A 26,000-nucleotide genomic window follows, 5' to 3' on the forward strand; every position below is an offset into this window, starting at 1 on the left:
ATTGTTGCAACAGGGCGAATGCGCAAGCCTGAGGCTGTCCACAATTGTGGCTCCGTCCCAACAGTGAAGTGCAAAAAATGGCAATGCGCGAAGGCAGTCAGCCGCTCCCCACCGGTTGGCGAGGAGCGGCTGACTATAGTTCACCGATGCTGTACTATTGCTGGCCGGTGCGGCGCAGTTCCTCTAGCTCACTGTTGCGGGGGCGGGCCGCTGCCTGCTGCCCGTGCTGGAAGCGGTAGCGTAGCGTCAGCCGCAGGCTTTGGGTGCCGGTGTACTGGTCAAAGGCGTTGACGTTGCCGTTGATGTTGGCTGCGCCGCGGATGCGGCGGGTCCGGAAAAGGTCGGTGGCGCTCAGGCTCAGGTCCAGCTTGTCGTGGCAGAAGGCGCGTTTCAGGCCGGCGTCGACCCACCAGTTGGCTTGCAGGCGGTAGAGGCCGTAGGCCATCGGGCCCTGGTAGCCGCTGTTTACTTCCAGACGCAGCCCGCGCGGCAGTTGCACGGTTTGGGTCGACTGCAGCTGCACGAGCAGCTGTTGGTTGCGCAGCGCCAGGCCGCTGAGGGGTAACTCGAAGCGCTGGTAGGCCAGCGTGGCGTGGTTACTCATCTGCCAGCTCGCCGCCACCCGCACCGGCGCCAGCACCGTGGCGCTGAGGCTGCGGAAGCGCTGCACGTTCTGCTGCTGAAATACCGTCGTCTTGTCGGCGGCGTGTTGCTCGGGTACTTCGGCCATGTAGCCCTGCGTGGTGGCGTAGCCCAGCACTAGGTTGTACTGCTGCTTGAGCGTCTGGCTAACTTCGAATGAGCTGGTGTATTGGGGCTTGAGGCCGGGGTTGCCCTTTATCCAGGAGTAGGGGTCGAGGTAGAAAATGAAGGGGTTCAGGCTTTCGTAGCGGGGCCGGTCGAGGCGGCGGCTGTAGCTGTAGCCCACCTGATAGTCGGCGCTAACCTGCTGCTGCACGCTCACGGTCGGGAACAGGTTCAGGTAGTTGCGGCCGGTGGTTTGGGCCAGGGTCAGCGAGTGGCCGTTGGTCAGGGTTTGTTCGGCCCGCAAGCCGCCCTGCACCTGCCAGGTTTTGCCGAAGTGCGTAGCGAGGCTGGCGTAGGCCGCGTACACCGTTTCCTGGTAGAGGAAGTGGTTGCTGCGGGTGGCGTCGAGCGGCGCGGCGGCATCAGAGCCAGTATAGAAGCGCACTTCGTTGTCGGAGGCCACGTGGCTGGCTTTGGCGCCCAACTCGAGCTTGGTCTGGCGGCCGAGGGGCTTGCTGAAATCCAGCTTGGCCGCGTAGATGGTGTAGGCCACCGGGTTTTCGCTGCTGAGCCGCGTGGTGTAGCCCTGCCCGGGGTGGCCCAGGCTGTCGTAGTCGTTGCGGAAAGTTGAGCTGCTCGTGCTGCTGAGGCGGGCGTAGTCTACATCGGCGCTTAGCGAAGTGCCCACCGTATCGAGCCGGCCGGCGTAGTGCAGGTTCGCGGTGCCGTTGGCGAAGTGGCCGTCGGTGTGGTTGCGGGCCTGGATGAACAGGTCATTGGCTGCGCTGCCGTCGCGCAGCAGGGAGCCGGTGCTGAAGTTGTCGTTGGCATTGCGCTGCGTCAGGTTCAGGCTGGCGCCCAGGCTGTGGCGGGGGCTGAGGGCGTAGTCGGCGCCCAGACGCAGGGCGGGCACGTCGCGGAGGCCTTCTTCACGGCCGTTCTGGTCGAAGGTGCTGGTGCGCGTTTCGCCCCGGAATTCGCGGTGCATGGCCAGGGTGCGGAAGCGGGTGCGCCGGGCCAGGTCCACGCCCACGGTGGCGTTCCAGCGGCCCTGGCGGTAGCTCAGGTCAGTGCCGGCGCTGTAGCCGTGCAGCGTGCTGTACTGGTAGCCGGCGTAGGCGCTGCCGCTCAGGCCGCTCATCGTGTTTTTCTTCAGGGTGAGATTAATCACGCCAGCCGAGCCAGCCGCGTCGTCCTTGGCCGAGCCGCTGGTGCTGATTTCCAGGTCGCGCAGGTTTTCGGCGCTCATGCTTTGCAGCAGGTTCTGCAGCTCCTTGCCCGTGAGGTAGGTGCGCTTGCCGTCGATGAGCACCTGCACACCGGCCTTGCCGTTGAGCTGCAGGTTGCCGTCCTGGTCCACGGCCACGCCAGGGGCCCGGGTCAGTACGTCCAGGGCGGTGCTGCCGCCGGCCAGGGCCGAGCCGGCTACCGTGACAATCAGCTTGTCGGCGTCCTTGGTGACGGTCGGGCGCACGGCCCGTACCTGCACTTCCTGCAGTTGCTGTGCGTCGGGGTGCAGCACCAGCCGGCCGAAGTCTTTGCTGAAACTGGGGCCACTTACGTCAAAAGCGGGCGTTTGCAGCGGCGCGTAGCTCAGCATGTTCAGCTTCAGCACATAGGTGCCTTTGGCGGGGGTGGGCAGGGCAAACTTGCCGTCCACATCGGCCGCGATGCCGGTGATGAGGGCCGTGGTAGCCGCGTCCAGCAGCACCACATTGGCGAAGCTCACGGCCGCGCCTTTGTCGTCGGTGGCGGTGCCGGTCAGGGTGCCGCGGCTCTGGGCCTGGCTAAAGAGGGGCAGCAGGCCCATCCAGCAGAGCAGCAGCCAGAGCACCCGGCAAGGAAAGCAGAAAGTAGCAGGCGTTTTCATGGTTTTGGGGTTGGGTTTGAGCAGTGAGTGACGGTCGTTTGGCGGGTCAATCAATTGATGCTCAAAAGTGCCCAACCCCAGAACCTAGCGAAACCAGAAAGTCACGAAGGCGGAAATGCGGGGGGTGAACGGGGATATCCGGGCGATGAAAAAGCCGGGGTGGGACGGCGCTTTGGCCGTCATGCATCGCGCGTCGAGGCGGAGTTCGGTAGAGCCAAGCAGCTCGCCCGCGCCTCTTGTCATGCAGAGCGCAGCGAAGCATCTTATCAGGTTCGAACAATTCGTTCCGCGGCGATAAGATGCTTCGCTGCGCTCTGCCTGACAGGCGATTGGGTTACTCGTGGAGTAGAGCGATGCGGACTAGGAATAACCCCCAACAAAAAGCCCGACCACGCCCGTAATGAAACAGGCGTGGCCGGGCGGGCAAAATGAATGCGACTCAGCAGCTCAGGAGTCCAGCCACTGCTTGAAGGCGGCAGCGCGGGGGCTGCTGATGAACGTGTCCTCTGCGGTCGCCGGGTTGAGCAGCAGGAACAAGCGGCCTTTCAGGTAAGGCTTCACCTCGCGCACGGCGGTGATGTGCACCAGCAGTTGCCGGTTGGCGCGGAAAAACAGCTGCGGGTCAAGCTGTTCCTCCAGCTGGTCGAGCGTGAAGTTGACGATGTAGCGCTTCTTCTCGTGGGTGACCAGGAACACCACCGCGTCTTCGGCTTGGAAGTAGGCGATTTCCGGCAGCTGCACCACCTTGATGCTCGGCCCCACCTTGACCAGAAAGCGGGAGCGGAGCGGCCGCTGCGCGGGCGCCTGTAAAGTCTGCAGCAGCCCCTGCAGGTTGCCCAGGCCCTCGGCCAGGAAGTGCCGGCGCGACTCGTCGTACATGCGCAGCGCGGCCGCCACGTCCTCGCGCTTCACGGGCTTGAGCAAGTAATCAATGCTGTTGACTTTGAAAGCCTCGAGGGCGTACTGATTGTACGCCGTGGTGAAGATGACCGGGCAGCGCACCTCCACTTGCCGGAAGATGTCGAAGCTGCTGCCGTCGGAGAGGTGGATGTCGCAGAAAATCAGGTCGGGCGCCTGGTGCAACTTGAGCCACTCCACGGCTTCTTCCACCGAACCGAGTATGCCTACTAGATCCGCCTCGGGGCGCACCTGCCGGATGAGGTCGGTCAGGATATCGGCCGCAAATTGCTCGTCCTCAATTATCAGCGTCTTCATAACGGTCCGGGGGAAGCAGTGGAAGGGCCACGCGGAAAGTGGTGGGGGTTTCGGCTATGCGCACGGCCGGCGCGCCGAGGTAGCGGTAGCGGCTGCAGATGTTGTTCAGCCCAAGCTTAGTAGATGCTACCGGGCTGCTGCGAGGCTGGCGGTTGTTTTCGACCACCACGGCCTCGTCTTCGGTGAAAATGCGCACCTGCAGGGGCTTCTGGCGGGTTGAGCCGTTGTGCTTGATGGCGTTTTCGACCAGCATCTGCAGCGCGGCTGGCGGCAGGCCCTTGGGTAGGGCTTCGGGTTTTAGCTCAATTTCGAACTGCAGGTTGGCACCCAGGCGCGTCTGCATTAGAAACAGGTAGGCTTCCACCAACTGCATCTCGGCCTGCAGGCTCACTACCGGTTGGGCGCTGTGGTCCAGGGTGAGGCGGTACACGGTGGCAAGCTGGTCCAGAAACTGGTGCGCCAGCTGCGGGTCTTTGGCGATGAGCGAGTTGAGCACGTTCAGGCTGTTGAACAGGAAGTGCGGGTCGACCTGGCTTTTGAGCAGCTCCAACTGCGCCCGGAAGTTCTCTTTCTGCAGCTGCGCGGCCCGCAGCAGCTCCTGCCGCAGCCGCGCCCGGCTGCGCTCGCGCTCCACGAAGTAGTAGAAGAAAAGGCAAATGATGTTGCTCACCACGAACCCCATCCGCACCCGCGCCGGCTCAATATTCACCTGCAGGCGCAGCCCCCGGATGATGAGCCAGTAGGGCAGGAAAATGGTCAGCAGGCTCACCACAAAATTGGCTGTGAAGACCGTGAGGCCCTCCAGCAGCGCCCGTTGCCAGCCCACCAGCCGACTAAGCGGATGCGCTTCAAAAAATGCCGCAATGCGCTGGTTCGACCAAAAAATGACCAGCAGGTACCCAAACACCAGCCCCAGTTCCAGCGCAATGCCCCGATCGAAGAGCCAGATGGTGCCCTGGTTGATGAAAACGAACGTGTAGTAGAAAACCACCGCCGTGAGGGCGGCCTGAACACTGGTTCTGAGCAAGCGGGGCGAGGGCATACGTCGGAGTAGAGTCGGCCAGCAAAATAAGGCCGGCGGCAACTCGGGCGCAAATGAGCGACTTACGCACTGGCTAAGTCAATAGCAAAGAGCGTGAGCGAAGGAAATTGGGCAATGAAACCGGAATTAGCATCCATGAACCGGGACACTCGCCAGAAAATCATTTTGGTCTCTAGACCATGAAATCACCAGGTGCGCCACCTGCTTCCATTGAGCAAGAAATGGGCCGCCGAATAAGGGGCAGCTGCCCGTTTTAGCTCCGGCGGGTACTGTCAGTGCTGAGTTCAAGAAGCTCATCCCAGGTACCGTTTTCTGTAATTTGATTTAATGAACCAGTTTTTGAACCCAATTAGGGACTGAGGGAGCTTCAGTAGCTCAGTTATTGAGTACAAGCCAGCAGTTAAGTGACAGGAGCACTTCAGCCCTACTATAATTAATTGAAAATATTTACTCGCGCTAAACGCTGTTGTTAAGCCCAAACACGAACGGTAAAAGCCCTAGCTAATCAGTTAGGGCTTTTACCGTTGGGCGCTCTACCTGACGTTTTCAGCCGGCGCAATCTTTTACATTACGCCTCTTTAACCCGTTGGGAAGCGCGGCTACTGGCAATCCAAAGGTGATGCAATAATGCGTAGACCCCGCCCCCCGCTGCCCAACCGACGCCATCAACATAGCGCACGCCACTAAAAGCGGGGAAAGATGCGCTACCCCACACGGGTGCCGTCACTACTGTCGCCAGTCCAGCCCCTAGGAGGGCCGCCGACCAAGAGCTAAGAGCCCATCGACGCGTTACGGCCGCGTAGCCCACTACAAAGGGCACGTAGAATATCCAGCCGTAAAACGCATGAAAGACGAAGCAATAAATCCACTTCTGGTAAAAGCTCAAGTCAGTGGGCAACGCCTGCAGAGCAGCCGCGACTCCAAGGCTTATGAACAGCAAAAGGATTGTTTTGAACAAGGAAGCCATAGCTAGCGACAAGGCACCGTAGAAAGTGATTGACCATTTTGTAACGCCGCTCGTCTATACGCCTGTTTAGGCCGGTTAGCAAGCGGCGGGCAATAGAAATAAGCAGGGGAAGCCTACGCTCGGCAACAAGTTCAACGCGTAACCGAAACGCCCCCGTCAGTGCCGTTTCCCAGGCCCCTGGTCGCCACCAGAGTCTAGCCATTGCCGTCGTGGAGCCGCAGATGTTCTCCATCTATAGGAAAGAGAATAGTACCAAACAGCGGCCTTATGAAGCGTATTTCGTCAACGGCTTCTGGTACGTAGCAGGCGCGCTCCCTTACAACACGGTTGGTGGAACGTTTGAAATCATCGTGGAGGCTCAAAACTACGCGTATGGAAGCTAACCCAAGGTAAGTAACCGTTCAAGAAAACCGTCCTTCGATTATGCGGAGGCGCGGGCCGGCTGTCCATTTTTCGTGAGCATTACCAGCTTTTCCTCCAGCTCGCGGGCGGCCAGGGCGCACACGGTTTCTATTTTCCCGAACAGCGTGTGGATGCGGGCCCGGCTTTCGTCGCTGGCCCAGTCGCCGGTATCCTTCAGGATAAGCATCACGGCCAGCGCCTGGATGGCCTTGGCAATGTCCTCGTACTGCGGGTCGATGCCCATAGTGGCGAAGGTGGGGATGATGGAATGCGTCGCCATTTTCAAGGCCACCCAGTTTTTCTCGCCGATGGACTTTTTCATGGTTTGCACCAGCTGCGGAATCTCCTGCAGGTACAGGCGAATCATTTCGGCCATGCGGGCCTCACTCTTGGTGATGCGCTTCAGGTAGTCGAAATTGACGCAGATAAAAGCCGGGCCCGCCGAGTCTCCTTCCTGGGTTTCCGGAGTGGCAGCGCTGCTGCTTGCCAGCTTCAGGAACTTGATGATTTTGCTGTAGAGCAGCTTGTCGTCGATGGGTTTGGAGATGTAGTCGTTCATGCCCACGGCCTTGCAATGCTCCACGTCCACGGTGGTTACGTCGGCCGTCAGGGCAATGATGGGCACCTTCAGCTTCAACTCGTTGCGGATGTAGGCGGTAGCCTCAAAGCCGTTCATCACGGGCATCTGCAGGTCCATCAGCACGATGTCGAAGGCGGTGGTGCGCAGCTTCTCCAGGGCTATCTGGCCGTTGCCGGCCACCTCCATCTCAAAGCCGAAGTCTTCGAGCAGCGTTTTCATCAGCAGCTGGTTCAGGGCAATGTCTTCCACCACCAGCACCTTCACGTTTTTGAAGCCCGCTTCCAGGTCGATGTGCAGGCCCAGGTCGGCGGCGGCTTTTTCGGTGGTTTTGGGGAAGCTTAGGATGAAGCTGAACGTGGAGCCTTCGCCCACCCGGCTGCGTACGTTCACGGTGCCGCCTTGCGGCTCCACCAGGTTCTTCACAATGGCCAGGCCCAGGCCCGTGCCCCCATAGAGGCGGCTCGTGCCGCTGGTGGCCTGCTGGAAATTGTCAAACACCGTATTCAGCTTCGCCTCCTCGATGCCGATGCCGGTGTCCGTCACGGCAAATTCCAGGATGACCTTTTCCTTGTCTTGCACCAGCAGGCGCACGCCCACGGTGATTTTTCCCTCGCTCGTAAACTTCACGGCGTTGCTCACCAGGTTCAGGATAATCTGGTGCAGGCGCACGGGGTCGCCCATCAGTACCTCCGGAATCCGGGAGTCGTAGTCCATCACCAGGGCCAGGTTTTTCTCCTGGATTTTGGTTTCGAACAGGTGCACCATGGCCGTCACCGACGCCGCGAGCTTGAAGGGAATCTGCTCGAAGGTCATCTTGCCCGCGTCCACCTTGGCCAGGTCCAGGATGTCGTTGATGAGCACAATCAGCGTGTCGCCGCTGAGCTTGATGGCCGTCAGGTATTCCCGCTGTTTCTCGCTGAGCTCCGTTTTCAGCACCACCTTCGTGAAGCCGATGATGGCGTTCATGGGCGTGCGGATTTCGTGGCTCATGTTGCTCAGGAACTGCTGCTTGGCCTTCACCGCGTCTTCAGCCTTAGCCTGCGCTTCTTCGGCCAGCACGGTGGCCAGCTCGGCGGCGATTTTGGCTTCGGTGAGCTCGGTGGCAATGCGCTTCTGGTCGGTCACGTCGCGCGCCACCACCACCACGCCCAGCACTTCGCCCTCGTCGTTCTTGTACACCGAGCCGTTGAAGAGCACGTCGGTGAGCTTGCCGTCTTTGTGGCGCAGGGTGAGCGGCGAGTCGGCCACGGTGCCCTTGGCAAACACTTCCTGGTACACCTCGCGCGCCATCTGCGGGTCGGTGAAGTACACGAAGAAGTCGGAGCCGCTGAGCTGCTCGCGGTCCAGGCCGGTGATGTTCACGGTGGCCTGGTTCATGTCCGTGATTTTGCCTTCCGGGCTGATGGTCACCAGCGGGTCGCGGCTGGCTTCAATCAGGCCGCGGGCGTAGTTGGCGATGCGCAGCTCCGCCGCCCGCTTCACCTTCTCGTCGTTCTGGAACGCCAGCTCCTTATTGGCCAGCACCAGCTCGGCGGCGCGTTTTTCCTTCTCGTCGTTCTGGAAAGCCAGCTCAATATTTGCAATGCCAAGCTCGGCCGCCCGCTTCTCCTTTTCGTCGTTTTGAAATGCCAGCTCGGTGTTGGCAATGCTTAGTTCTTCGGCTCGCTTCTCCTTCTCATTATTCTGAAAGGCCAGCTCTTCGTTGGCCACACTCAGCTCCTGCGCCCGCTTTTCCTTCTCATCGTTCTGGAAAGCCAATTCTTCATTGGCCACACTCAGCTCGGCGGCTCGCTTTTCCTTTTCGTCGTTTTGAAACGCTAATTCTTTGTTAGCAATGCTGAGCTCGGCGGCGCGCTTTTCTTTCTCATCGTTCTGGAAAGCCAGCTCGGTGTTGGCAATGCTCAGTTCCTGGGCACGCTTCTCCTTCTCGTCGTTTTGGAAGGCGAGTTCTTTGTTGGCAATGCTCAGCTCTTGGGCTCGCTTCTCTTTTTCGTCGTTCTGGAATGCCAGCTCTTCGTTGGCAACGCTGAGCTCCTGCGCCCGCTTTTCTTTCTCGTCGTTCTGAAAGGCCAGCTCTTCGTTGGCAATGCTGAGCTCATCGGCCCGCTTTTCTTTTTCGTGGTGCTGGAAGGCGAGTTCCTTGTTGGCGATGCCCAGCTCAGTGGCCCACTTCTTCTCCGCAATTTCGCGGGCCACGATGACCGCACCGAGCAGCTCGCCCTGGTCACCCTTGTACACCGAGCCGTCGAAGAGCACCTCCGTCAGCGTGCCGTTGGTGTGGCGCAGGGTGAAGGGCACGTTGCTCACGGCGCCGCTGGTTACCACTTCCTGGTACACGTCCCGCACCAGTTCCGGCTCCGTGAAATAGTGGAAAAAGTCCGAGCCCATCAGGGTCTCGCGGTCGACGCCCGTGAGTTTCACGGCGGCCTCGTTGGTGTCGATGATGCGGCCCTGCAGGCTCACCGTCACCAGCAAGTCCTGACTAGCTTCAATCAAGCGCCGGTACCGCTTTTCGCTTTCCTTCATGGGAGTGGCGCCGATGTTACCGGCAATATTTCAGGTAGTTAGTCGGTGCGCCTGGGTCGGTCGCCCCACGGTAAAGCAGGTGGTCTATCTGAAAAAGGCCAGCCCAACTTCTTTAAATGCAAAATAAACCAGCGCCATTCATTTCTTAGATGGCTGATTCATATGCAAGGTACGCCTTATAAGCCCTGAGAAAAGTTCTATCCCCTGACAGCGCCTAACGATTCTGAGTGACCAGGTCATTATTCAGGCGGGAAAACGAAGGAATTAACCCGGCGGCCCTCCGGCTCGCTTCGTTCGCCACAGGCTATTCTCCCCAGGGAGAGCCCCGATTTTTGCCCTGAATAACTTCGAGCGCGTAGTGGCCAAGCATCAGCCACGGCCCCGCCGTCTGCGGATGGCGGGCAACTATTAGCCGTAATGAATCACTACGCCGCGCTACCGGTTCCGGATGGCCCGCAGCATGTTGCTTAATGCTGCCGCCGGGTAGGCTTTGCCGCGCGAAACCACGGCGTCGATTCTTTTCACGTTGGCAATGTTTTCCAGCGGGTTGGCGGTTAGCAGGAGTAGGTCGGCGTCTTTGCCCGGGGCGATGGTGCCGGTGCGGTCGGCCACGCCCATGAACTTGGCGCCGTTGATGGTGGCCGCCTGCAGGGCCTGGGCTGGCGTGAGGCCCGCCTGCACCAGCAGTATCAGCTCGTCTTGTAGGGACGCGCCGGGGTAGATAAAGGAGTTGAACGGCCCACTGTCGGAGCCAGCCAAGATGGGCACGCCCGCAGCCTGCATCAGCGGCACGAGGCTGAAGAATTTAACTTCCAGCTTCTTGCTAAATGCCTGGGCTTCGGCCGACTGCTGGCGGGCGCTGGCCAGCCGCCGGGTATAGGTGGCTTGGATTTTGGGGTCGATGTAGGCCCGCAGGGTGTCCTGGGAATGGTCGTTTTCGGGCAGCTCGCTCAGGGTTTTGCCGATGTAGAGCGTGGGCACCGCGGCCGTGTGGTGCTTGGCCATCAGCTTGAAAATGCGCTCGGCGGCGGCTGGGCTGTAGGTATCGTACACGGCGGGCAGCACGGCAAACAGCCCCAGCGGCTTGGGCGTCTTCAGGCTGTTGCGCACCAGCGTGGTCAGGCTGTCTTCTTTGCCGGAGCAGGCCTTGAACACGTAGTAGAGGTGCTCGGTGGCATCGAGCCCGCGCTTCACGGCCTCGCCCAGGGTCACGGAGTAGGGCATGTGGCCGGTGGTTTTCAGGCCCCGCTTCTGGGCCTGCGAAATGGTGTTCAGGTAGGCTTCGCCGGAAATTTTGCTGTCGTAAATCTTCACGTAGTCCACGTGCAGCCGCTGGAGAGAGTCGAGGGCTTTGCGGACTTGGGCGGGCGTTTCCACTTCCAGCGAGCCCGGCCAGTACGCCTGGGGCCCGTCTATCTTGGGGCCCGAGGTGAAGATGTGCGGCCCGGCAAATTTGCCCGCTTCCATCTCCTGGCGCCATTGCATCACGCTGGGGGTGAGGTCGCCGCCGGCGTCGCGCACCGTGGTGATGCCGTGGGCCAGGAAAAGTGTGAGGCTCTTTTTGTTGGCCGCAATAAGGCTGTCGCCGCCCCGGAAGTGCACGTGCATGTCCCATAGGCCGGGGATGAGAAAGCGGCCGTTGCCGTTCACGTACTGCTTGGCGGCGTAGCTGTCCTTGTCGGCGGGGTCCACGCCCACAATCTTGCCCTTCGACACGGTCACTACCTGGTTGGGCTTGAGCTGGCCCGTCACCACGTCCACTACGGTCACGTGGTTGATGACCACGTCGTAAATCTCCAGCTTGGTGGGCCGGCGGGCGCAGTCGGTGAGCAGCGCGGCCGCACTCAGGCCGAGGAGAAGGCGAAGGAATTTCATGCGGAGAAGAACTGGCAGCGGGCCGTAAAGTTAGGCGGGTATTCGGACCGTGAATTCGGTGAACTCGCCTTCCAGGGTTTCCACGGTCAGGGTGCCGTGGTGGCCTTTGGTAATGATGTCGTGGGCCAGCGACAGGCCCAGGCCGGTGCCTTCGCCCACCGGCTTGGTGGTAAAGAAGGGCTCAAAAGCCCGGGCCGCCACCGCGTCGGACATGCCTATGCCGTTGTCGCGCACCCGAATGATGACCTCCGCCGACCCGCGCTCAGTGGTGACATCCACCATGGGCTGGTAGCCTGGCCCGGCGGCCTGCCGGCGCCGAACGGCGTGCAGCGCGTTGGTAAATAGGTTGAGCAAGGCCCGGCTCAACTCGCTGGGCACCACGGCCACGGGCCGGAGGTCGGGGGTGAAAGAGGTGTGCAGCTCCACCGCCGAGGTGGCGCCTGCAGTCAGGGCGCCGTGGTCGGTAAGCAGCAGGGCTTGCGCCACCAGTGCGTTGAGGTCGGTAGGCACGGGCTGGCTGGTGCCGGTGCGCGCGTGGTCCAGCATTTCTTTGATGATGGACGTGGCCCGCTGGCCATGCTGGCTGATGTTCTGCAGGTTCTGCTTGAGGCCGGCCAGGATTTCTTGCTGCAGGCCCGCGGGCCGGGCGGGGTTGGGCTGCTCCTGGTCAATGAGGGCCACGCTCACTTCGGCGAAGTTCTGCATGAAAGCCAGTGGGTTACGCAGCTCATCGGCAATGCCGGCCGACAACTCGCCCACAAATGCCCACTTTTCGGCGGCCACTAGCTGGGCCTGAGTGGCGCGCAGCTCGGTGAGCGCGGTATCCAGCTCCTGGTGCTGGGCTTCAATCCGGGCGTTGCGTTCGTTGAGCAGCTGGTTGGCAATGCGCTGCTGGCGGTTTGAGCGCCCCAGCAGCAGCGCCACTAGCCCAATAATGCCCACGATGGCCAGCAGCCCCATGCGCTGGTACCGAACGGTTTGCCGCTCCTGCGCTTCGCGCTGCTGCTGCTGGCGCTGCTGCTCGGTGAAGGCCAGCAACTGCAGCCGCTGGAACTTCTCGGGCCCATACAGGCTGTCGTGCGTGGCCATGGCCAGGCGCTGGTACCGAAACGCGCTGTCCACGTTGGCGCGGGCTTGGTACAGGCGGGCGAGCAGGTTGCTGGCGTCTAGCATGGTCACGCGGTAAGACACCTGCTGGGCTGTGCGCAGGGCTTCCCGGGCATACCGCAGGGCCGAGTCGGGCTGCTGCTGAGTATGGTACAAGTTGGCCATGAGGTACTCGGCCATGGACCGGTTGCGCAGGTCGTTGGTGCGGTAGGTTTCGCGGATGGCCCGGCGGTAGTAGGCGAAGGCCTCCGGGTGCTGGCCCAGGCGGGCGCGCACGGTGCCCATGTTGCGCAGGGCCAGCGCCGCCGCCAGCCGGGGCCTGGGAAAGCGGATAATCAGGGCTTCGGCCTGCTGTTGCGCTGCCAGGGCCGAGTCCAGCACGCCCAGCTTTTCGTAGCAGCTGCCGATGTTGGTGAGCGCGCCGCCCACCCAGGGCGGCTGGTTAAGCTGGGCGTATAAGGCTTTCGACTGCTCGTAATAACGCAAAGCCTGCCGGTATTGGCGCAGGTCCAGGCTGATGTTGCCCAACGAGTTAAGACTACTGGCTTCGCCTTCGGTATCGTGGGTTTGACGGCAGAGGCGCAGGGCCTGCAGCTGGGTGGCAAAGGCCTCGGGCAGCTGCCCACGCTCGCGCTGCACGCTGCCCACCATGCTCAGGGCGCGGCCTTCCCCTTTACCAAAACCAACCCGCCGCGCCAGTCGCAAGGCATTCTGGGCCAGCTGCATGGTCGAGTCCGGCTGGGAGGCCCGGTAGGAATACGCCAGCTTCAGCAGCCGCAGCACCCGGTTCGAATCGGGCGGGGCTTGCGCTACTAGATGCCGCAGGCTGTCGGTGGCAGCCGTTTGGGCACTGGCCGCATGCCCTGCGACTGCCAGCATCCACACAGACAGAAGCAGGAGTCGCGCAGAAAGGAAAACAGAGGTGTGAGTAATAAGAAGGGTCTTTTGTGCCTGCGCAGCTACAAGATGCTGCCGGCCGTTGGAAGGGGTAACGTAAAACACGGCAAAATCAGCGCACCCCACGCGTTGAGCTGGTGTATTTCTTTACAATTGAAGCCAAGGCAGTGACTAATGCCGCGGTTTCAAATAGTTACGAATATTCAGCTCAACTGGCTTGGCTCCTTGTCGTCATGGGCTTTAGCAGAGCTTGTCTGGGTGGAATTGGGCTGGAATCCAGGCGTGCTATGCGGTAAGCAAAGCAGAGGTGAATTGTCATTGCGAGGCCGCAGGCCGTGGCAATCCGTCCTCTCTCAGCGACTAACTCAGCGTAGTGACAATGTGCTTTTAATGCAAAAGTCCCGACTCGTGCCAGAGCCGGGGCTTTCCACAATTAGTAGGCGGGTCGCATTGACAGAACGGATTGCCACGGCCTGCGGCCTCGTAATGACAACCGTGCCGCCGTGGCTCCCCTCTCTTTCGGAGAGAGGCCGGGGCCGTGCCCGGCAGGGGTGAGGCTTCTACCTACATCGGCTTCTTGCGCTCGGCCTGAAACTTCTTGAGCTGCGGCTCAATCACCTTTTTGTCGCCCACTACTACCACGGTCATGGCCTCAGGGCGGATGTACTTGCGGGCGATTTCACTCACTTGCTGGGGCGTCACGGCGTTGATGTTCTTGACCTGCTGGGTGAGGTAGGTTTCGGGCAGGCCGTGCAGGTCCAGCACGTTGAGCTGGCCGATGATGCCGCCGGGGTTGGAGTTGCGCAGCACAAACATGCCGCCCTCGTAGTTCTGGATTCCCTTCAGCTCATCGGTCGAGGGCGGGGTCTTTTGCAGCCGCTCGATTTCGTTCATGATTTCATGCAGCGAATTATAGGTGTCGGCGGTGGTCACGTCGGCGTTCTGACTCCAGTTGCCGGTGCGGTAGTGGGTTTCGATGAAGCTGTAGGGCGAGTAAGTGTAGCCCTTGTCTTCCCGAATGTTGCGCGTAATGCGCGAGCCAAACGAGCCGCCGAGCAGCGAGTTCATCACCCGTAGCCGGATGTAGTCGGGGTTGGTGGGGTCGATGACGGGCAGGCCCACCACGATGGTCGACTGCGGCGCGTTGGGCCGGTCCTGGGTCAGCAGGTCGGCCTTGGCCAGCGGCTTCACGATGTCGATGTGGGGCGCCGGGCCCTGCGGGAAGCCGGCCCACGCCGCCGTGATGGCCTGGCGCAGGGCGGGCGCCTCAAACCGGCCGGCCACGTAAAGGCTGGTGCGCTGGGCACCGTACTGCGTCTTGTAGAAATTCTGCGCCCGCTCCAGGGTCAGGGTATCCAGTTGGGCATCGGTGGGCAAGGGCCGGCCGTAGGGGTGGTTGCCGTAGATGGCGGCTGTGAATTTCTGGCGGGCCTGCACGCCGGGCTGGGCGCGGGCTAGGGCCATCTGGCGCTTGAGGTCGGTTTTCAGGCGTGGCACTTCGGAGGCGGGCAGGGCCGGGCGCTGCACCACTTCGGCCAGCAGCGCGGCCATCTCCGGAGCGTATTCCGAGAGGCACGACGCCCACAGGCTGGTTTGGTCGGCGCCCACCGAAATGTTGAGCGTGCCGCCCATGCGGGCCACGCGCTCAGCCAGTTGGGTAGCCGACATCGTGGCCGTCCCTTCCTGCAGCAGCTTGCCCAGCAAGTCGGCCACGGCTACTTCGTCGGGCGCCTCGTGCACGTTGCCGGCCTGAATGGCCACCATCATCGTCACCTTGGGCACCTGGCCGTAGGGCACCAGTCGGGCCTTGAGGCCGTTATCCAGGGTAAATTCTTCTTTGGCGGGCAGGGTAAAGTCGCGCGGCTTGCCGCCCGGGGGCGGGACCTGCTTAGGGGTGGCTGGAGATTTAGCGGCCGCCACGGCTTTGGCGACGCCGCCGGCGCGGGTGGTCGCCGGCTTGGCGGTGGTTTTGGCCTTGGTTTTGGCGGGGGCCTGCTGGGCTAGTGCTTCCGGGGCGGCCGTGGCCACGAGGGCGGCGCTGAGCAGCCCAATAAATAGCTTGTTCATGGCGATAGAAGAGAAGGCTAGCTCTTGGCCAGGGGGTTGACGGTGATGATAGTGCGGTTGGTGGGCCGCAGGTATTCGCTGATGGTCTTCTTCATCAGCTCGGGCGTCACTCTGCGGAACTCGCTCTCGAGGCGGTTGATGCGCGACGGGTCGTTGTCAAACAATGCAAACGAAGCCAGCAAATCGGCTCGGCCGAAGTTGTCGGACCCGCTCACCTGGTCATAGAATGCCGAGCGAATTTTTACCATCGCCAGGTCCATGGTGGCCTGGTCGATGCCGGTGCGGGCCAAGCGGTTGATTTCCTGGTCGAGCACCCCCACCACCGAATCGGCCTGCACAGTGGGGTCGTACACGAGGCTGCCCATCCATAGCATGGGGCCGTTGTAGTTAAACTGGTTGCCCAGGTCCGAGTTGATGCCGCCGCTCACGTCGTCGGTGTAGCCGCGCTTCTGCACCAGGGCCTGGTAGAGGCGGCTGTCTTTGCCTTGCAGCAGAATCTGGTCGAGCATCACCAGGGCGTAGTATTCGGGGGTGTTGCGCTCGGGCATGTGGTAGGCGAAGGCCAGGGCGGGCTTGGTGGCCAGCTTGTCGTCCTGCACGAAGCGCTGCTCCTGCTCCTGGCGCGGCTCCGTAAGGTCGGGCTTGGGCGGCTGCTGAGCGCTGGGGATGTTGCCGTAGTACTTCTGCACCCAGGCCTTGGCCTCGGCGGGCTCGAAGTCGCCCACCACGGCCAGTACGGCGTTGTTGGGGGCATAGTAGGTCTTGAAGAAGTCCTTCGTGTCTTCCAGAGTGGCGGCGTCGAGGTCCTTCAGGTCGCCGTAGAAATTGTGGGCGTTATTCCAGTTTTTGTTGGCCTTCTGGGGCATCGAGAGCCAGGGGAAGCCGCCGTAGGGCTGGTTGAGCACGTTCACGCGCACCTCACTTTTTACCACCCCCTGCTGGTTGGTCAGGTTGGTTTTGGTGATGGCCAGGCCGCGCATGCGGTCGGCTTCGGCCCAGAGAATGGTTTCCAGCTTGTGGGCCGGCACCACCTCGTAGTAGTTGGTGAAGTCGAAGCGCGTGGAGCCGTTCAGCGCCCCGCCGTTTTTCTGAATCAGCCCAATAAATTCGTTCTTGCCCAGGTTCTGCGAGCCCTGAAACATCAGGTGCTCAAACAGGTGCGCAAAGCCCGTGCGATTGCGCGGCTCGGTGCGGAAGCCCACCGCGTAGTACGCCGCCACCGTGGCCGTGGGCGCCGTATGGTCGGGCGAGAGTACCACCCGTAGCCCGTTGGGCAAGGTGTAGTACTCGACCGGAATCTGGAAAGCCGGGCCCGCCGGCGCAGGTTTGGGGACCGCCGCTGCGGCAGTCGGGGCTGCGGCGGCGGGGGCCGCGGGCGCCGTTACTACAGAGGTGGCTTTGTGGCTGCAGGCTCCCAGGGCCAGCGCCGCCACCGGTGCCCACAGCAGGCCCCGGCTCAATACCTTAAAACGTCTCATAGGAAAAGGAAAAAGAGTGTGAGCAGAAAGTAAATCCGATTTACACAATATTTGGCAAACAAGCTAAGGATGAGCTGCTTTAGGCCTGTGATTCCTGTATGAGGACCGTGGCCGCGCAAAGACGCGGGCAAAACCGGGCCGCTGCGTGGCTGCAAGCCTTGGTGCCGCATTTCCGGAGCCGCCGACGACCTTTGCGCCGTGTTCGTCTTTTCTGCTCTTCCGGCCCTGCTGGCCGGCCACCTGCTCCAGGCTCCAGCCGACCCCGCCGCCGCGGTCCGGCACCTGGTGCTCGACAGCCGCCGGGTGGGGTTGCCCGCCGGGGCGTTGTTTTTCGCCCTGCGCGGCCCCAGCCACAATGGCCACCGCTACCTGTCCGAGCTCTACGCCCAAGGGGTGCGGCTGTTTGTGGTAGAAGAAACGGCCGAAATGCCCGGCGGCCTCAGCGCCTATCCCGGCGCCGGCATTATCGCCGTGAAAAGTCCGCTCGCAGCCCTGCAGGTTCTGGCTGCTGCCCACCGCGCCGAATTTGCCGGCCCCGTGCTGGCCATCACCGGCTCCAATGGCAAGACCATCGTGAAGGAGTGGCTGGCCCAACTCCTGAGTCCCGATGAGGATATCTGCCGCTCGCCGCGCTCCTACAACTCGCAGGTGGGCGTGCCGCTGAGCGTGTGGGAGCTGAACCCGGAACGCCACACGTTGGGCATTTTTGAAGCCGGCATTTCGGAAGTAGGGGAGATGGCGCGCCTGGCCGCAATCATTCAACCTACCGAAGGGATTTTTACCAACCTCGGCACGGCTCACGACGCCGGCTTTGCCTCCAGTGAGCAGAAGCTGGCCGAGAAGCTACAGCTGTTCCAAGGCCCGCAGTTTCGGCGGCTGTTTTACTGCTACGACCAGCCGCTGGTGCGCGATGCCGTATCCCGCCTACGCTTGCCCAACTTGAGCTGGACGCGCCATGCCGGCCAGCCGGCCGACCTCTACTTTGCCCTCGACCCCAACAGCACGAGCGGCAGCACCAGCCTGCATGCCCGGTACGTCGGAGCCGGGCTAGAAGCCGCGTTCACACTGCCTTTTTCCGACGAGCCATCCATTGAAAATGCGCTGCACTGCCTGGCTGTGCTGCTGCACCGGCAGGTTGAGCCGGCCGAAATTCAGCGCCGTCTCGCCCGCCTGCACCCCGTGGCCATGCGCCTGGAAATGAAGCTGGGGCGCCACGATTCTTACCTGCTCGACGACACCTATAACAACGACCTCGCCGGGCTGGCCCTGGCCCTGAATGCGCTGGGCCGGCAGTCGCGCCCCGGCCGCCGCACCCTGATTTTGAGCGACGTGCTCGAATCGGGCCTGAGCGGGGAGGAGCTGTATGCCCGCGTGGCAGCCCTGCTGCCCCCGGCCGGCGTGACACGCCTCGTCGGCATTGGCCCCGAAATCAACCGGCACCGCCGCTTCTTTACCCAAGCGCCGCCCGCGGGCCACCCGCCGCTAACGGCTGATTTCTACCCCGATACTGAAGCCTTCCTGGCCTCGCTCGACCCCAATGCCTTTGCCCGTGAAGTCATCTTGGTAAAAGGTGCCCGGCGCTTTGGGTTCGAGCGCATCGTGGCCGCCTTGCAGGCCCAGCAGCATGGCACCGTGCTGGAAGTCAACCTCGATGCCCTCAGCCACAACCTGCAGCACTACCGCCGCCATTTGCAGCCCGGCACCAAGCTCATGGTGATGGTGAAGGCCTTTGCCTACGGCGCCGGCTCCTACGAAGTGGCAAGCCTGCTCGAGTTCCAGCGGGCCGACTACCTCGCCGTCGCCTACGCCGACGAAGGCGTGGCCCTGCGCGAAGCCGGTATCAGCCTGCCCATCATGGTGATGAATCCGGCGCCGGATTCGTTCAGTACACTGCAGCACTACCGCCTGGAGCCCGAAATCTTTTCCTTCGACATGCTGAATGAGTACCTGGCCGCTTTTCCAGCCCAGGTCCCGTCCTCAACCGCTCAGCCGCTTAGCCACTCCCTGGCTCCCCCGCCCATCCACCTCAAGCTGGATACGGGCATGCGCCGCCTGGGCTTCGACGAAGCCGACCTGCCCGCGCTGGCCGCGCTGCTACAGCAGCACCCGGCCCGTCTGCCCGTGGCCAGCCTGATGACCCACCTCGCCGCGGCCGACGAAGCCGAGCACGACGACTTCACCCGCACGCAGCTGGCCGCTTTCCGGCGCATGGCCGCCGTGCTCGAAGCCGCGCTGGGCCACGCCGTGCTCAAGCACGCCCTGAATTCGGCCGGCATCCTGCGCTTTCCCGAAGCTCACTTCGACATGGTGCGCCTCGGCATCGGCCTCTACGGCGTAGATGCTAGCGGCCGCGACGCCGCGGCCCTGCGCCCGGTGAGCCAGCTGCGCACCACCATTTCCCAAATCAAAACCCTGCCCGGCGGCCACACCGTGGGCTACGGCCGCCGTGGCGCGGCCACCGAGGCCGAGCGCCGCATTGCCACGTTGGCCATTGGCTACGCCGACGGCTACGACCGCCGCTTCGGCAACGGCGCGGGCACGGTGCTCATCCACGGGCAGCCGGCGCCGCTGGTAGGCTCCGTGTGCATGGACATGTGCATGGCCGACGTGACCCACATTCCACAAGCCCGCGCCGGCGACGTGGCCCTGGTCTTTGGCGAGGGGCTGCCGCTGCCGGAGCTGGCCGCCCGCATCGGCACTATTGCCTACGAGCTGCTCACGAACGTGAGCGAGCGGGTGAAGCGAGTGTTCGTGAGCGAGTAAATTTTACTTCGGTCAATACCGTCGAATCGGGGTTGAATTACATTTTTTCAGTTCCGCGGCGTGCCGGAATACGGGTAGCCAGATATTTATTTTGCTACTTTACAGTCGGCTTGCCCCGCCCTGAATAACTTTGGGTGAGATTTAGCCTTTCGATGCTTCTTTTTATTATGACAATCAATACCCTCCGCTTATCCCGCCTTTTTGGTACTCTCCTTATTTGTTTAACCCTGGCGGCCTCGGCGCAGGCCGGCACCCGGCAGAGTGCGGCCGTAGCGGCCGTGCCGGCTGAAGTCCCGGCCCTCGACGGCTTATGGAAGGGCCAGCTCAAAGTGCCGGGCGGGCAGCTGGAAGTCATCTTCCGTTTTGTGAAGCTCAGCGGGGGCGAATATTTCTGCTCGCTCGACGTGCCGCTGCAGAAAGTAAGCCGCATGGCCGTGAAAACGGAGGTGAAAAACGACACCGTGCGCCTGTTTGCCGAAGAAGCCAACAGCCGCTTTGTGGGCCGCGTATCGGCAGATGGCAAGCAGATGACCGGCACCTGGCAGCAGCCCGGCTTTAAGGTGCCCATGGTGCTCGCCTTCAGCCCGCTGCCCGACATGACGGCCAAGAACGTGCGCCTCACCCCGCCGTACCGCGAGGAAGAAGCCACCTTCAGCAACCTCACCGTGAATGCGCGGCTGAGCGGCATGCTGACCATTCCGGCGGGCCCGGGGCCGTTTCCGGCCGTGGTGCTCCTCAGCGACGCCGGCCCCCAAGACCGCAACGGCACCGTGGGCGACTTTGGTCCCCTGGGCCTGCTGGCCGACTACCTCACCCGGCGCGGCGTGGCCGTGCTGCGCTTCGACGACCGCGGCGTGGGCAAGTCGGGCGGCACTCCGGCCGTAACCACCGCCGATTTGGTGAGCGATGCCCAGGCTGGCTTGAACTACCTGCGCACCCGTCCCGAAATTGACCTGGCCCACCTCGGCCTCGTGGGCCACGGCGAAGGCGGCAACGTGGCTTTGCTGGCCGCGTCGCAGCCGCTGCCGCCCGCTTTTGTGGTGGCCCTGGCCGCATATGGCCTGCCCGGCCGCGACATTGCGGTGCAGCAGCAGGCCACTACCCTGCGCACTCTCGGCAGCGAAAACGCGCAGATTGAAGCGGCCACCAAGCGCCAGCTGGCCATGCTCGAAATCATTCGGCAGACCACCGACAACTCCCAGGCCCAGGCCATTGTGGCCAATATGCTGAAGCAGAACAACGCGGCCATCGACAACGCCGCCGCTCAGTCGAGCGCCGCTGAGTTGACTTCGCCCCGCTACCGCTACTTCCTGGCCTTCAATCCCCTCGAAAAGCTGGTGCTCGTGCATTGCCCGGTGCTGCTGCTCAACGGCACTTCCGACCTCACCATCAACGCCGACGCCAACCAGAAAGCCCTGCAAAAAGGCCTGGCACTGAACAAGAGCGTGACCGCCAAAAAACTGGTCGGCGTCAACCACCTCTTTCAGCCCGAGCCCAGCAAATGGCCCGTGCTCAACGGCCAGCCCCAGCCCAACTTCTCGCCCGAAGCGCAGGAAACCATTCGTGAATGGATTGTGGCGCAGAGCAAGAAGTAAATAGCTCAAGGCAACCGCCGCTGCCACGCGGCGGGCCTTGATTTGTATTAGCTCACGGAGAGCACGGTTTACCACCACGAGGTAAGGCTTTCCAACGCTCATGGCTCCAACAACAGAAAAGGCCCTGCTTGCGAGCAGGGCCTTTTCTGTTGCTATCGTAATCTTATAAAAGGTGCAGGCCGGGTGTGAGCAGCGGTTGGCCCACCCGGCGCCGGCTTATTTAATCATGTCGACCTCGGCCTTAATCATGGCGTTGTAGCGGCGGCCCTGGCCGTTGGCCAACGTGAGCAGGTTCCAGCCCTTGCCGATGGTGTAGCTCCAGGTGCGGCTTTCCTTGAACTCAAAGGTGGGACGCATAATCTGGCCGTAGGGCGTGTAGTTGTCCATGAAGTTGGTGGTGTAGAACTTGTCGCCGCCCACAATCCACTCCATGGCCACAAAGAAGCCCTCTTCCGGCGCCGGGATGTTGTAGGTGCTCAGGTCGATGGTGTACCACTCGCCGCCGCGCGACGCCGAGACCACCACGTTTTCGGTGAGCAGGTCGGTGTTGGGGGCGTTGTAGTTACCGTCGGCTTTGTAGATGCGGACGCGGAAAGGCTCGCGGGGGAAGCCGTTTTCGCCGATGTAGAACGACACTGTGCGCACGTTGCCCAGCTTCTTCTGTTTATCGTTTTTCACGAAAAAAGCATATTGGCTGCCGGGCAGGCCCTGAATCATGCCTTCGCCGGGGTTATTCGAGTTAGAGCCCAGCTCCAGGTTCTTGACCTTGCCGCCTTTTACCACCACATTGCCCAGCTCAATTACGCGCTTTTTCAGCTCAATAATGAGGTCTTCGGTGCTGCCCCGCTTGATGAGAACGGCGCTGCGCTCGTAGCCCAACGTCATCACAATCAGGGAGTCTTGGGCGCTTTTCTCGAGTCCGGCTAATTGGAAATAGCCATATTCGTTGGTCAGAGCACCCGTGCCTTCTTCGCGCAAGCCGATGGAGGCGAACGGCACCGGGTCTTTCGTCTTAGCGTCTACAACACGGCCCGTAATGCGGTTTTCCTGCGCCCAGCTCAATGCCGGCAGTAGCAACAAAACCCATAATGCAAGAAAAGGTAAGTGTTTCTTCATTGCCAAAAATAATAATAATGGATGGTAGACTGGCAAATTTACAAATTCTACTCCATTATATCGCCATCCATCTTCAGTGAGGGCAGTAAATGGTCTGCTGAATGCAAATTAAAATTTGCCGTAAACCGACAGGGGTGCGTTTTTATTGCTATACGAATAGATTTTAAGCTTTTCGCTCAGGAACCCCGCCAGGGCACTTGCGCACCCAAAAAAACAACATACTTGCATATAATGCGTAACGGAGCAGGAAATACTTCTTTAATCCAACTCCCTTTCCATGACCAGACCCTTGCTTTCTCTCCTGGCTGCGGCCGCGTTGCTCACCGGCTGCGACAACCTAAATAAGCCCGAGACCAAAGACCAGCCCCAGGAAGCCACCGCCGATACGGCCGTAGTGTACCGCGACGGCAAAACCGCCGCCGATGCGGCCGCCGGCGCGGCCGACGCCGTGGACAATACCTGGGACATGAGCAAAGCCAAACTGGCCGACGTCAAGTTCAAGGAAATCACGCAGCCCGGCGTCACGGTGCGCGGCGATGGCAGCTACAACGTGTACAGCGTGGATGAAAAGGTACTGTTCGACACCGATAAGGCGGCCATCAAGCCCACCGCAGCCGCCACCCTCCAGCAGATTACCAGCTCCATTGGCCAGCGCTACGGCACGAGCCAGGTGCGCGTGATGGGCTTTGCGGATTCGCGCGGCGACAAAGACTACAACAAGGACCTGAGCGCCCAGCGGGCCGAAGCCGTGAAGAACTACCTGGTAGGCGACGGCAAAATCGACGCCGCCCGCGTGAGCGTGGAGCCGATGGGCGAATCGTCGCCCGCCGCTTCGAATGCCACGGCCGCTGGCCGGCAGGAAAACCGCCGGGTAGAAATTGCGGTGCGCATCAAATAAGCTTAGCTGCAAGAAAACTGAGCTGCTACCTAATCGCCGCAGTTCGAAGCTTGGAAAAGAAGCCCATGCGTTTGGTCGCGTGGGCTTCTTTTTTGCCCGTTAGTGGCGGCTGTATTGGTTGGCTAATAAATCAGGAAGGAGCGTGCAAATTGAGCTGGAAAACTTCAGCCCAGGAAAGTGAATTGGCGTCAGCGCATCACGGTGATTTGCTGGCGTTTTGAACAGTAGTTTGGGTAGGGTTTAAGCTTGGGTAAGTTGTGGCTCAATCACCTGAATACGAACTACTGCTTATCTTTAGGGTGCCATACGTGCATGTTAAAATAGATAAGATGAAAAGGGGTTTTATTGGGACTTTCATGCTGCTGCTGTGCCTGTTGGGTGCAGCCAGCGGCTCGGCTAATGCCGTGGCACCGGCAGAAAAAGTTTTGCCACTGGGCGGCTTATGGAGGGGGAAGTTGCCGGTGTCGGCCGGTGGGAATGACATGACGATTAGCGTAGTGCCGCTGGCCGGCGGGAAGTACTTCGCCGCCTTCGACGTGCCTGCTCAAAAGGTGAGCCGAATGACCACGGAAATCACCGTGCGCGGCGACTCGGTACTGCTGCGCATGCCTAAAGCCGGCAGCAGCTACGCGGCCCGCCTCGATACGGTCCGGCACGAGCTCAACGGAGTATGGTCCCAAGGCGGAGTGAAAGCGCCGGTGCTGCTGCGGTACTCGCCCATGCCCACCATCGGCGGGAGCGGCACCCGCCTGCCGCCGCCCTACCGCGAAGAGGAAGTGGTGTTCAATAACCCTATGGCGCGGCTCAACTTCAGCGGCACGCTGACGGTGCCGGCTGGCCCAGGCCCGTTTCCGGCCGTGGTGCTGGTGAGCGACTTAGGGCCGCAGGACCGCGACGGTACGGTGGGCGGATACCACTTTCTGGGTGCCCTGGCCGACTACCTGACCCGCCGCGGCGTGGTCGTGCTGCGGTACGACGACCGCGGCGTGGGCCAATCGGGCGGTAGCACGGCCACGGCCACCACCGAAATGCTGGTGACGGATGTGCAGGCGGCGGTAAACTACCTGCGCTCCCGATTGGAAGTCAACATCAATCGCATCGGCGTGGTGGGCCACGGCGAAGGGGCCAACGTGGCCTTGCTGGCGGCGGGCCAGCCGCTGCCCCCAGCGTTTGTGGTGGCGCTGGCAGGCTACGGCCTGCCCGGCGAAGAAACCCTGCTGCAGCAGCAAGTGGCCCAGCAGCGCGCCAAGAAGGTGGACCCCGCCAAGGTGCAGGCCGCCTACGAGCGCCAGCGTACCATGTACGACATCATCCGGCAAACCAATCAGCAGCAGGCTCAAGCCATTGTAAGCAATATGCTGCGGCAAGACCAGCCGGGCCTCGACCCCCAGGCTGCCCAGGCCGCGGCCACCAAAATGCTCACGCCCTGGCAGCGCTACTTCCTGTCTTTCGACCCCGTAGCGGAACTCGACCAGGTGCGCTGCCCCGTGCTGCTGCTCAGCGGCACCGATGACCTGGAAGCCCCCGCCGACCTGCACCTAGAAGCCCTGGAAAAGGAGCTAAAAAGCATCGGCCGCAATACCACATCCAAGCGCCTGCCGGGCGTAAACCACCTGTTTCAGCCCCCCAAAACGGAGTGGACGCTGATGAACGGCGAGATGAGGCCCGTGTTCTCGCCCATAGCCCAGGAAACTATGCGCGCCTGGATTGCCGGCCTTAGCCAGCCTGCTAAGAAGAAGCCGTTTTAAAGCGTTAACGAATTAGGCATTATGCAGCTGTAGTTGAGCTGAAACTGATGTTGCTGCCAGCAAAAAAAGCCCCGCTCGAGAGCGGGGCTTTTTTGCTAGGTGATAAGGTATGGCTTATTTGTAAAGCTCCTTACTTAATCATGTCGACTTCGGCCTTAATCATGGCGTTGTAGCGCAGGCCCTGGCCGTTGGCGGCGGTGATGAGGCTCCAGCCCTTGCCCATGGAGTAGTTCCAGGTGCGGCTTTCCTTAAACTCGAAAGTGGGGCGCATAATCTGGCCGTAGGGCGTGTAGTCGTCCATGAAGTTGGTGGCGAAGAACTTATCACCACTTACCACCCACTCCATGGCCACGAAGAAGCCTTCTTCCGGCGCCATGATGTTATAGGGTGTGAGGTCTACGGTGTACCACTGGCCACCCTGGGGCGCCGAGACCACCACGTTTTCGGTGAGCAGGTCGGTGTTGGGGGCGTTGTAGTTGCCGTCGGCTTTGTAGAGACGCACACGGAAAGGCTCGCGGGGAAAACCGTTTTCGCCGATGTAGAACGACACGGTGCGCACGTTGCCCAGGCGCTTCTTTTTGTCGTTCTTCACAAAGAAGGCGTACTGGCTGCCGGGCAGGCCCTGAATCATGCCTTCGCCGGGGTTGTCGGTGCGGGCGCCGAGCCCCAGGTTCTTGATTTTGCCGGCCTTCACCACCACGTTGCCGAGTGCAACGGCGCGCTTGGGAACTTCAATAGTGAGGTTGGGCACGCTCACGCCCCGCTTTACCAGCACTGCACGGCGGCCGTAGCCCAAGGCAATCACGACGAGGGAGTCGTCGGCGTTTTTGCTGGGCGCGGGCACAATAAACTGGCCGTGCTCATTGCTAAGCGCACCAATTTGCTCGTTCTTCAGTCCGATGGAGGTGAAGGGCAGCGGCTCCTTGGTGTCTTTGTCAACAATTACGCCTTTGATTTGGGCCTGCTGTGCCCAACCGGAAGTTGCAGCGCTGACTATAAATAATGCTACGAGAAGTAGGCGTGTAAGCATAGGATGAGAGGTAGAAAGAACAAAATTACAAATATTAGCGCTGAAAGTTATTGTAAAATATTAGTACATGCAACCTG

At 61.4% G+C, this 26,000-nt stretch carries 16 protein-coding genes; 6 read left to right on the plus strand and 10 right to left on the minus strand.

The window, feature by feature from the left end; all coding sequences use genetic code 11:
* Positions 1-154 precede the first annotated feature (154 nt).
* The 3 genes from LJ738_RS11045 to LJ738_RS11055 all read right to left on the minus strand — a co-directional run bounded on the left by LJ738_RS11045 (position 155) and on the right by LJ738_RS11055 (position 4,874).
* Positions 155-2,617, minus strand: a complete 2,463-nt coding sequence (locus tag LJ738_RS11045) for a TonB-dependent receptor (protein WP_227786379.1) — start codon at positions 2,615-2,617, stop codon at positions 155-157.
* Between the two features lie 447 nt (positions 2,618-3,064).
* Complete coding sequence (locus tag LJ738_RS11050; protein ID WP_227786380.1) at positions 3,065-3,832, minus strand: LytR/AlgR family response regulator transcription factor; 768 nt, start codon at positions 3,830-3,832, stop codon at positions 3,065-3,067.
* Positions 3,813-4,874 (minus strand): sensor histidine kinase, encoded by a 1,062-nt coding sequence (locus LJ738_RS11055; RefSeq protein WP_227786381.1) that lies wholly within the window; start codon positions 4,872-4,874, stop codon positions 3,813-3,815. Before LJ738_RS11055 ends, LJ738_RS11050 begins: the two co-directional genes overlap by 20 nt.
* An 844-nt stretch (positions 4,875-5,718) precedes the next feature.
* On the opposite strand from LJ738_RS11055, the gene LJ738_RS21285 reads away from it, so the two are divergent.
* Both LJ738_RS21285 and LJ738_RS21605 read left to right on the plus strand, forming a co-directional pair.
* Positions 5,719-5,847, plus strand: a complete 129-nt coding sequence (locus LJ738_RS21285; protein WP_262907656.1) for a hypothetical protein — start codon at positions 5,719-5,721, stop codon at positions 5,845-5,847.
* A gap of 203 nt (positions 5,848-6,050) precedes the next feature.
* A complete protein-coding gene (locus LJ738_RS21605) occupies positions 6,051-6,224 on the plus strand; it encodes an NTF2 fold immunity protein (RefSeq protein ID WP_227786382.1) in 174 nt (57 codons plus the stop codon).
* Between the two features lie 38 nt (positions 6,225-6,262).
* Here LJ738_RS21605 and LJ738_RS11065 read toward each other — a convergent pair whose 3' ends face one another.
* From LJ738_RS11065 to LJ738_RS11085, 5 genes are all read right to left on the minus strand, one after another.
* Positions 6,263-9,349 carry a PAS domain S-box protein gene (locus LJ738_RS11065; protein ID WP_227786383.1) on the minus strand — a complete coding sequence of 1,029 codons (3,087 nt, stop codon included), beginning with the start codon at positions 9,347-9,349 and terminating at the stop codon, positions 6,263-6,265.
* Between the two features lie 435 nt (positions 9,350-9,784).
* On the minus strand, positions 9,785-11,224 hold the full coding sequence (locus tag LJ738_RS11070; RefSeq protein WP_227786384.1) for an amidohydrolase family protein: 1,440 nt from the start codon (positions 11,222-11,224) through the stop codon (positions 9,785-9,787).
* A gap of 30 nt (positions 11,225-11,254) precedes the next feature.
* Positions 11,255-13,210 (minus strand): tetratricopeptide repeat-containing sensor histidine kinase, encoded by a 1,956-nt coding sequence (locus LJ738_RS11075; RefSeq protein WP_227786385.1) that lies wholly within the window; start codon positions 13,208-13,210, stop codon positions 11,255-11,257.
* A gap of 582 nt (positions 13,211-13,792) precedes the next feature.
* Positions 13,793-15,295 carry a M16 family metallopeptidase gene (locus tag LJ738_RS11080; RefSeq protein ID WP_227786386.1) on the minus strand — a complete coding sequence of 501 codons (1,503 nt, stop codon included), beginning with the start codon at positions 15,293-15,295 and terminating at the stop codon, positions 13,793-13,795.
* Positions 15,296-15,312: 17 nt separating this feature from the next.
* Positions 15,313-16,773: a M16 family metallopeptidase gene (locus tag LJ738_RS11085; protein ID WP_227786387.1), complete on the minus strand. Its 1,461-nt coding sequence runs from the start codon at positions 16,771-16,773 to the stop codon at positions 15,313-15,315.
* Positions 16,774-16,971: 198 nt separating this feature from the next.
* Between LJ738_RS11085 and LJ738_RS11090 the strand changes: the two genes are divergently transcribed.
* Together LJ738_RS11090 and LJ738_RS11095 are read left to right on the plus strand one after the other, a co-directional pair.
* Positions 16,972-19,536, plus strand: coding sequence for a bifunctional UDP-N-acetylmuramoyl-tripeptide:D-alanyl-D-alanine ligase/alanine racemase (locus LJ738_RS11090; protein WP_227786388.1), 2,565 nt, complete (start codon positions 16,972-16,974; stop codon positions 19,534-19,536).
* 167 nt (positions 19,537-19,703) lie between these two features.
* Entirely contained in the window at positions 19,704-21,131 is a 1,428-nt protein-coding gene (locus LJ738_RS11095) for an alpha/beta hydrolase family protein (protein ID WP_227786389.1), read from the plus strand.
* A gap of 216 nt (positions 21,132-21,347) precedes the next feature.
* Here LJ738_RS11095 and LJ738_RS11100 read toward each other — a convergent pair whose 3' ends face one another.
* Positions 21,348-22,211, minus strand: a complete 864-nt coding sequence (locus LJ738_RS11100; protein WP_068190144.1) for a carboxypeptidase-like regulatory domain-containing protein — start codon at positions 22,209-22,211, stop codon at positions 21,348-21,350.
* A gap of 313 nt (positions 22,212-22,524) precedes the next feature.
* Here LJ738_RS11100 and LJ738_RS11105 point away from each other — a divergent pair, with 313 nt between their 5' ends.
* Positions 22,525-23,145 carry an OmpA family protein gene (locus tag LJ738_RS11105; protein WP_227786390.1) on the plus strand — a complete coding sequence of 207 codons (621 nt, stop codon included), beginning with the start codon at positions 22,525-22,527 and terminating at the stop codon, positions 23,143-23,145.
* Positions 23,146-23,627: 482 nt separating this feature from the next.
* Positions 23,628-24,893: an alpha/beta hydrolase family protein gene (locus LJ738_RS11110; protein ID WP_227786391.1), complete on the plus strand. Its 1,266-nt coding sequence runs from the start codon at positions 23,628-23,630 to the stop codon at positions 24,891-24,893.
* A gap of 130 nt (positions 24,894-25,023) precedes the next feature.
* Here LJ738_RS11110 and LJ738_RS11115 read toward each other — a convergent pair whose 3' ends face one another.
* Positions 25,024-25,923, minus strand: coding sequence for a carboxypeptidase-like regulatory domain-containing protein (locus tag LJ738_RS11115; RefSeq protein WP_227786392.1), 900 nt, complete (start codon positions 25,921-25,923; stop codon positions 25,024-25,026).
* Between the last annotated feature and the right edge of the window lie 77 nt (positions 25,924-26,000).

This window comes from Hymenobacter plasmatis (genome assembly GCF_020711255.1).
Lineage (GTDB): Bacteria > Bacteroidota > Bacteroidia > Cytophagales > Hymenobacteraceae > Hymenobacter.

Coding starts and splice junctions, on each gene's coding strand:
- LJ738_RS11110 (WP_227786391.1), top strand. CDS start 23,628: ATGACGATTAGCGTAGTGCCGCTGGCCGGCGGGAAGTACTTCGCCGCC.
- LJ738_RS11095 (WP_227786389.1), top strand. CDS start 19,704: ATGACAATCAATACCCTCCGCTTATCCCGCCTTTTTGGTACTCTCCTT.
- LJ738_RS11115 (WP_227786392.1), bottom strand. CDS start 25,923: ATGCTTACACGCCTACTTCTCGTAGCATTATTTATAGTCAGCGCTGCA.
- LJ738_RS11075 (WP_227786385.1), bottom strand. CDS start 13,210: ATGCTGGCAGTCGCAGGGCATGCGGCCAGTGCCCAAACGGCTGCCACC.
- LJ738_RS11050 (WP_227786380.1), bottom strand. CDS start 3,832: ATGAAGACGCTGATAATTGAGGACGAGCAATTTGCGGCCGATATCCTG.
- LJ738_RS11065 (WP_227786383.1), bottom strand. CDS start 9,349: ATGAAGGAAAGCGAAAAGCGGTACCGGCGCTTGATTGAAGCTAGTCAG.
- LJ738_RS11085 (WP_227786387.1), bottom strand. CDS start 16,773: ATGAGACGTTTTAAGGTATTGAGCCGGGGCCTGCTGTGGGCACCGGTG.
- LJ738_RS11055 (WP_227786381.1), bottom strand. CDS start 4,874: ATGCCCTCGCCCCGCTTGCTCAGAACCAGTGTTCAGGCCGCCCTCACG.
- LJ738_RS11105 (WP_227786390.1), top strand. CDS start 22,525: ATGACCAGACCCTTGCTTTCTCTCCTGGCTGCGGCCGCGTTGCTCACC.
- LJ738_RS21285 (WP_262907656.1), top strand. CDS start 5,719: ATGAAAGACGAAGCAATAAATCCACTTCTGGTAAAAGCTCAAGTCAGT.
- LJ738_RS11070 (WP_227786384.1), bottom strand. CDS start 11,224: ATGAAATTCCTTCGCCTTCTCCTCGGCCTGAGTGCGGCCGCGCTGCTC.
- LJ738_RS11045 (WP_227786379.1), bottom strand. CDS start 2,617: ATGAAAACGCCTGCTACTTTCTGCTTTCCTTGCCGGGTGCTCTGGCTG.
- LJ738_RS11080 (WP_227786386.1), bottom strand. CDS start 15,295: ATGAACAAGCTATTTATTGGGCTGCTCAGCGCCGCCCTCGTGGCCACG.